The organism is Ruegeria sp. N7 (genome assembly GCF_056531345.1).
The window spans coordinates 91,344-97,934 of sequence record NZ_JBQFLR010000016.1 but is presented as its reverse complement, the minus strand read 5'-3'; the positions used below and the strand labels follow the sequence as shown (position 1 = coordinate 97,934).

The window sequence follows — 6,591 nt, the reverse complement described above, 5'->3', positions numbered from 1 at the left end:
TGCTTCATCTGGCCCTAAATATCCCGGGGGAGGCGCCCGGAACGGGCGGCGGGGGCAGAGCCCCCGTAACTCTGTTTGTCAGCTTTTCATACCGTCCCAGAAGGATTTGACGGATGAGAAGAAGCTTTTTGATTCCGGGTGGTTATCTTCGCCCAGGTCATCAAACTCGCGCAGCAGTTCTTTTTGGCGAGTGGTCAGGTTGACCGGGGTTTCAACCGCCAGTTCGATAAACATGTCGCCAACACCGCCACCGCGCAGCGCGGGCATACCTTTGCCGCGCAGGCGCATTTGCCGGCCCGACTGGCTGCCAGCCGGGATTTGCACCCGCCCACGGCCGCCATCGATTGTCGGAACCTCGATCGATCCACCCAGCGCGGCCTTGGCCATGCTGACCGGTACACGGCAATAGAGGTTCACGCTGTCGCGTTCGAATAATTTGTGATCAGACACTTCCACAAAGATGTAGAGGTCGCCCGGAGGGCCACCGCGCATTCCGGCCTCGCCTTCACCTGCCAGACGAATACGGGTACCGGTTTCGACACCAGCGGGAATGTTGACCGACAAGGCGCGATCTTTTTCGACGCGGCCTGCACCTTTACAGGATTTGCAGGGGTTCTTGATGATCTGACCCAGACCCGAGCAGGTGGGGCAGGTTCGTTCGACCGTAAAGAAACCCTGTTGCGCCCGTACCTTGCCCATGCCGGAACAGGTGGGGCAGGTTGTCGGCTCGACCCCGCCTTCTGCACCGGTTCCTTCGCAGGAGGAACAGGCCACGGCTGTCGGTACATTGATGGTTTTCTGCTGACCCGAATACGCCTCTTCCAGCGATACGCGCAGGTTATAGCGCAGGTCCGAGCCGCGCGCGGCGCGTCGACCGCCACCGCCACGTTGCCCACCCATGAAATCGCCGAACAGGTCGTCGAACACATCCGAGAACGCGCTGGAGAAATCGCCCTGCCCAAAGCCGCCGCCAGGTCGGCCACCACCGCCCATGCCGTTTTCGAACGCCGCATGGCCAAAGCGGTCATAGGCCGCCTTTTTGTCGGCATCGCGCAGCACGTCATAAGCCTCGTTGGCTTCCTTGAACTGCGCCTCGGCATCCGGGTTGTCCTTGTTGCGGTCCGGATGCAGCTCTTTGGCTTTCGTGCGAAAGCCTTTCTTGATCTCATCCGCCGAAGCGCCCTTGGACACGCCGAGCACTTCGTAATAGTCGCGTTTTGACATCAGTATTTCCTTCTGCCTCAACGTAAATAGGCCGGCCCGGCATCCGGACCGGCCTACATTGGCCCGGTTACCCGTTAGTTACGCTTGTCGTCGTCCAGATCTTCGAACTCGGCATCGACGATATCGTCATCACCATGTGCGGCATCTGCTGCGGCAGGCTCGTCCTCGGCCTCTTCGGACTGCGCCTTGTAGATGGCCTCACCCAGCTTCATCGCTGCTTCGGTGACGTTCTGGATGCCAGACTTGATCTTGTCGGCATTGTCGGTTTCCAGCTCGTCCTTGAGTGCGGCGATCGCCAGTTCGATAGCTTCGATCGTGGTCGGGTCGACCTTGTCGGCATGCTCTTCCATCGACTTTTCGGTCGAGTGGATGAGGCTTTCCGCCTGGTTCTTGGCGTCGACCAGCTCGCGGCGTTCCTTGTCGGCTTCCGCGTTCTCTTCGGCGTCCTTGACCATCTTTTCGATGTCTTCGTCGGACAGACCGCCCGATGCCTGGATAGTGATCTTCTGTTCCTTGCCGGTGCCTTTGTCTTTGGCCGAAACCGAGACAATGCCGTTGGCGTCGATGTCGAAGGTCACCTCGATCTGGGGCATGCCACGCGGTGCGGGCGGGATGTCTTCGAGGTTGAACTGACCGAGGATTTTGTTGTCCGCAGCCATTTCACGCTCGCCCTGGAACACGCGGATGGTCACGGCGTTCTGGTTGTCCTCGGCGGTCGAGAAGACCTGAGACTTTTTCGTCGGGATCGTGGTGTTGCGGTCGATCAGGCGGGTGAACACGCCACCCAGCGTCTCGATGCCCAGCGACAGCGGGGTTACGTCCAGCAGAACCACGTCCTTGACGTCGCCCTGAAGAACACCGGCCTGAATGGCGGCACCCATGGCAACCACTTCGTCCGGGTTCACGCCTTTGTGCGGCTCTTTGCCGAAGAACTTCGTGACCTCTTCGATCACTTTCGGCATCCGGGTCATACCACCGACCAGAACAACCTCGTCCACGTCAGCGGCCGACAGACCGGCATCTTTCAGAGCAGCCTGGCACGGCTTCATCGACTTCTTGATCAGGTCACCGACCAGGGATTCCAGCTTGGCACGGGTCAGTTTCATGACCATGTGCAGCGGCTGACCGTTCGAACCCATCGAGATGAACGGCTGGTTGATCTCGGTCTGCGAGGTCGAGCTGAGTTCGATCTTGGCTTTTTCGGCGGCTTCTTTCAGACGCTGCAAGGCCATCTTGTCAGCAGACAGATCGACACCGTGTTCCTTTTTGAACTCATCCGCCAGGTAGTTGACGATGCGCATGTCAAAGTCTTCACCGCCCAGGAAGGTGTCGCCGTTGGTCGATTTGACCTCGAACAGACCGTCGTCAATTTCCAGAATGGTCACGTCGAAGGTACCACCACCAAGGTCATAGACTGCGATGGTTTGGGTTTCCTGCTTGTCCAGACCATAGGCCAGAGCGGCAGCTGTCGGTTCGTTAATGATCCGCAGCACTTCCAGACCGGCGATTTTACCGGCGTCTTTGGTGGCCTGACGCTGTGCGTCGTTGAAGTATGCGGGAACGGTGATGACCGCCTGCGTGACTTCCTCACCCAGATAGCTTTCCGCGGTTTCCTTCATCTTACCCAGAGTGAAGGCCGAAATCTGGCTTGGGGAGTATTTTTCACCGCGGGCCCGAACCCATGCGTCGCCATTGCCACCATCAACGATGGTATAGGGCACCATTTTCTTGTCTTTTTCGACTTCGGCATCATCCACACGACGACCGATCAGGCGCTTGACGCCAAAGATCGTGTTGTCGGGGTTGGTGACCGCCTGACGCTTTGCAGGCTGACCGACCAGTCGCTCATCTTCAGTGAAGGCGACGATCGAGGGCGTGGTCCGCGCCCCTTCGGCGTTTTCGATAACCTTCGGCTGCGAACCGTCCATGATGGCCACGCACGAGTTTGTGGTCCCGAGGTCAATCCCGATTACTTTTCCCATTTTTGCAATCCCTTTCTCTTCAAGGCGATGTCTCGACGACAGGACCCGTTTCGGCATCCCGCCCCCGATCTGATGTGCGCGACAGCACTACCATCGCGCGTCCCGGCGTATATAAGGGCGAGACCAGAGGCCTGCAAGCACCGTAGAACGCAGGTTTTAGGGATTCTGATGCCTTTTTTGGCAAGGAATTGGAAAGGATTGGGGTTTCCGGAATGGCGCGATTGGTTTTGCGGGGGTTCGATATCAGGAAAGGTTATCTTGATCCTGCGGCCCAGTCGCGGGTGATCGCGGATTTGCGCCCGATTCTGAAAGCCGCGCCCCTGTTCCGACCTGTTACCACCTCGGGCAAGGAGATGTCGGTTCGGATGACCTCGGCAGGCGATCTGGGTTGGGTGACCGACAAGGCGGGGTACCGGTATCAGGATCAGCACCCCAAAGGTGGTGACTGGCCGGAAATCCCCGCCGCCATTCTGGATATCTGGCGCGATCTGGTCAGCACCGAGCGAGCGCCCGATTGCTGTTTGATCAACTACTACGGGGAAGGCGCAAAAATGGGCCTGCACCAGGACAAGGACGAGGCAGATTTTTCATGGCCCGTCCTGTCGGTTTCGCTGGGCGACGATGCCTTGTTTCGGATTGGCAGCACGACGCGCGGCGGCAAGACCGAGTCGATCTGGCTGAGCTCGGGGGATGTTGTTGTCATGGGCGGTCCGGCGCGGCTTGCCTATCATGGTGTGGATCGGATCAGGTTCGGATCCTCGCGCCTGTTGCCCAAAGGCGGGCGCATAAACCTTACGCTGCGGGTCGCGCGCTAGCGGCGCGCATTCCAGCTTTTCGAGACGTGCTGACGGGTAAAGAATTCACCCATAAGACCGATCATCAACAGGGCGATTCCAACCCAGGCCGCGTATTCCCAGCTGGTGTTTCTTGGATAATAGTTGCGGAACACGAACCCGCGGGTCTGGTCGATGATGTGAAACAGCGGGTTCCAGGCAAACATCATCAACAGCCCGCCACCCAATGCGTTCGCAATGAACATCTTGCCGGAAAACACCATGTTCAGACGGCGATATATATTGGTTAGCATCGAAACGGTCGCCGGGGCCCACGGTTTCAACGCCATGAACACAAGCCCCACCGCGCAGCCGGTAAACCAGGCCAACACCAGCATTGCGAAGGCGCCGCCGGGGTTCTGCACCTCAAGCGGAGCAACCGCGACGCTGTAGACGAACAGGATGATGAACATGGCCAGCAGGAACTTATAGAAAGTGCTGAAGGCCGCCGCGAGAATCGTGACCATCACGTTCATCGGCGAATGCAGCATCATTGGGTTATTGGAGGATCCAACCCCGGAAATCGCGCCGATCGATTGTATGTGCAACATGAACGGGAACACGCCCGACAGGACATACAGCAGAAATTCGCCCCTGATCCTGGCGACCCCGCCCCGGCCCATCAGCGACATCAGCAGATAGAACGTGACCATCATCACCAGCAATTGCACAACGTTGAGCAGGATCGCGATCACCGCATTCGGATGCTGCGCGCGCACGTTCCGCACCACCGCATGAAACACCAGTTCCGCAGTCGTCAGTGCACCGCCCAGCAGCGTTTGATTGCGCTTGTAATAGAACACTTAAAGGGTCTTTCCTGCCTCGTCGTCCCTAACCTGGCATGAATATCTTGCCGTTCGGTAACCGTCGCATCATAAGTCGGTCACGAGTTTGGATCAACAAACCACAGGAACGGAGCATTTTTGTGACCTACGACGCGCTTATTCCCGTCATCCGGCGTCTGGCCCTTGAGGCAGGCGACAGGATCATGGAAATCTATGAGGCAGACGATTTCGACGTCAAAGTCAAATCAGACTCCAGCCCTGTGACCGAAGCGGATGAGGCAGCCGATGCGCTGATTTCAGCCGGGTTGCGTCAGGCCTTCCCCGACATCCTGCTGATCACCGAAGAACAGGCCGCCTCGCATTCCGAAAAGGGGGACACCTTTTTGATTGTCGATCCGCTGGATGGCACCAAGGAATTCATCAACCGCCGTGGCGATTTCACCGTCAACATCGCACTTGTCGAGAACGGAACGCCGACACGGGGCGTGGTCTATGCCCCGGCGCGGGGTCGCATATTCTATACGCAGCCCGATGGTCAGGCGGTCGAGGAAACGGGCGCGTTTGACAAGGATGCACCCGGCACCCTGACCCCAATATCAGTCTCTAACCCAGACAATTCCGCGCTTTTGGTCGTGGCGTCAAAGTCGCACCGGGATCAGGCCACCGAGGATTACATCAACAAATATCAGGTCAGGGACAGCAAAAGCGCGGGATCGTCTCTCAAGTTCTGTCTGGTTGCGACGGGCGAGGCGGATCTTTATCCGCGGGTCGGGCGCACGATGGAGTGGGACACGGCGGCAGGGCACGCGGTACTGGCCGGGGCCGGAGGCCGGGTTGTGCGGTTTGACGATCACGCGCCGCTTCTCTATGGCAAAGAGGGCTATGCGAACCCGTTTTTTATCGCGTACGCTCCGGGTGTTAAGCTGAAGGAGGCCTGATGTCAGTTCTGATCGCCATCCCCGCCCGCTATGCCTCGACCCGCTATCCGGGCAAGCCATTGGTGCCGCTGACCGGCGCGACCGGCGTTTCGATGACACTGATCGAACGGTCCTGGCGGGCGGCCACTTCTGTCGCGGGCGTGGACAGGGTTGTGGTCGCAACCGATGACGACCGCATCCGCGAGCTGTCCGAAGGCTTTGGCGCCGAGGTGGTGATGACCTCGGAAAATTGCCAGAACGGCACCGAACGCTGCGCCGAGACGCACAAGGTTCTGGGCAGCGGATATGACATCGTGGTCAACCTTCAGGGCGATGCACCCCTGACACCGCATTGGTTTGTCGAGGACCTGATCACGGGGCTGCGCGCGGCACCCGATGCTGGCGTGGCCACACCGGTCCTGCGTTGCGACGGGGATGCTTTGAACAGCCTGCTGAACGACCGCAAACATGGCCGCGTTGGCGGAACAACCGCCGTGTTCGGGCGCGACAACAGCGCGATGTATTTCTCGAAAGAGGTCGTGCCTTTCACCTCAGAAACCTATGGCGGGGATGAACCCACGCCGGTGTTTCACCATGTCGGCGTCTATGCCTATCGGCCCGATGCGTTGGCGGCCTATCCGGGCTGGCCAACAGGCCCTCTGGAAAAGCTGGAAGGTCTTGAACAACTCAGGTTCATGGAAAATGGCCGCAAGGTTCTGTGCGTCGAGGTTGACGCCAAGAGCCGTCAGTTCTGGGAGCTGAACAACCCGCAGGACGTGCCCAAGATCGAAGAGATGATGGCTGCGATGGGGCTGGAGTAGCCGGTTTTGCCCATGACGCCCCGCGGTTC

Annotated in this window: 6 protein-coding genes; 3 read left to right on the top strand and 3 right to left on the bottom strand. The window is 58.9% G+C overall.

The window, feature by feature from the left end; genetic code table 11:
* Window positions 1-78 precede the first annotated feature (78 nt).
* The gene (gene dnaJ / locus ACR0ES_RS16270) at window positions 79-1,224 is read right to left on the bottom strand and encodes a molecular chaperone DnaJ (protein ID WP_480871294.1); all 1,146 of its coding nucleotides are present in this window, start codon (window positions 1,222-1,224) and stop codon (window positions 79-81) included.
* A gap of 74 nt (window positions 1,225-1,298) precedes the next feature.
* Window positions 1,299-3,206: a molecular chaperone DnaK gene (dnaK, locus tag ACR0ES_RS16265; protein ID WP_480871293.1), complete on the bottom strand. Its 1,908-nt coding sequence runs from the start codon at window positions 3,204-3,206 to the stop codon at window positions 1,299-1,301.
* Between the two features lie 212 nt (window positions 3,207-3,418).
* Between dnaK and ACR0ES_RS16260 the strand changes: the two genes are divergently transcribed.
* Window positions 3,419-4,021 (top strand): alpha-ketoglutarate-dependent dioxygenase AlkB family protein, encoded by a 603-nt coding sequence (locus tag ACR0ES_RS16260; RefSeq protein ID WP_480506881.1) that lies wholly within the window; start codon window positions 3,419-3,421, stop codon window positions 4,019-4,021.
* On the opposite strand, the gene ACR0ES_RS16255 is transcribed toward ACR0ES_RS16260, so the two are convergent.
* Window positions 4,018-4,842 (bottom strand): ABC transporter permease, encoded by an 825-nt coding sequence (locus ACR0ES_RS16255; RefSeq protein ID WP_480773054.1) that lies wholly within the window; start codon window positions 4,840-4,842, stop codon window positions 4,018-4,020. The genes ACR0ES_RS16260 and ACR0ES_RS16255 overlap by 4 nt on opposite strands.
* A gap of 122 nt (window positions 4,843-4,964) precedes the next feature.
* Between ACR0ES_RS16255 and cysQ the strand changes: the two genes are divergently transcribed.
* Together cysQ and ACR0ES_RS16245 are read left to right on the top strand one after the other, a co-directional pair.
* A complete protein-coding gene (gene cysQ / locus ACR0ES_RS16250; protein ID WP_480871292.1) occupies window positions 4,965-5,762 on the top strand; it encodes a 3'(2'),5'-bisphosphate nucleotidase CysQ in 798 nt (265 codons plus the stop codon).
* Entirely contained in the window at window positions 5,762-6,562 is an 801-nt protein-coding gene (locus ACR0ES_RS16245) for a 3-deoxy-manno-octulosonate cytidylyltransferase family protein (RefSeq protein ID WP_480624808.1), read from the top strand. Before cysQ ends, ACR0ES_RS16245 begins: the two co-directional genes overlap by 1 nt.
* Window positions 6,563-6,591 lie beyond the last annotated feature (29 nt).

Bases quoted from the DNA above. Each gene is read 5' to 3' on its own strand.
- dnaJ (WP_480871294.1), bottom strand. From the start codon at position 1,224: ATGTCAAAACGCGACTATTACGAAGTGCTCGGCGTGTCCAAGGGCGCT.
- ACR0ES_RS16260 (WP_480506881.1), top strand. From the start codon at position 3,419: ATGGCGCGATTGGTTTTGCGGGGGTTCGATATCAGGAAAGGTTATCTT.
- dnaK (WP_480871293.1), bottom strand. From the start codon at position 3,206: ATGGGAAAAGTAATCGGGATTGACCTCGGGACCACAAACTCGTGCGTG.
- ACR0ES_RS16245 (WP_480624808.1), top strand. From the start codon at position 5,762: ATGTCAGTTCTGATCGCCATCCCCGCCCGCTATGCCTCGACCCGCTAT.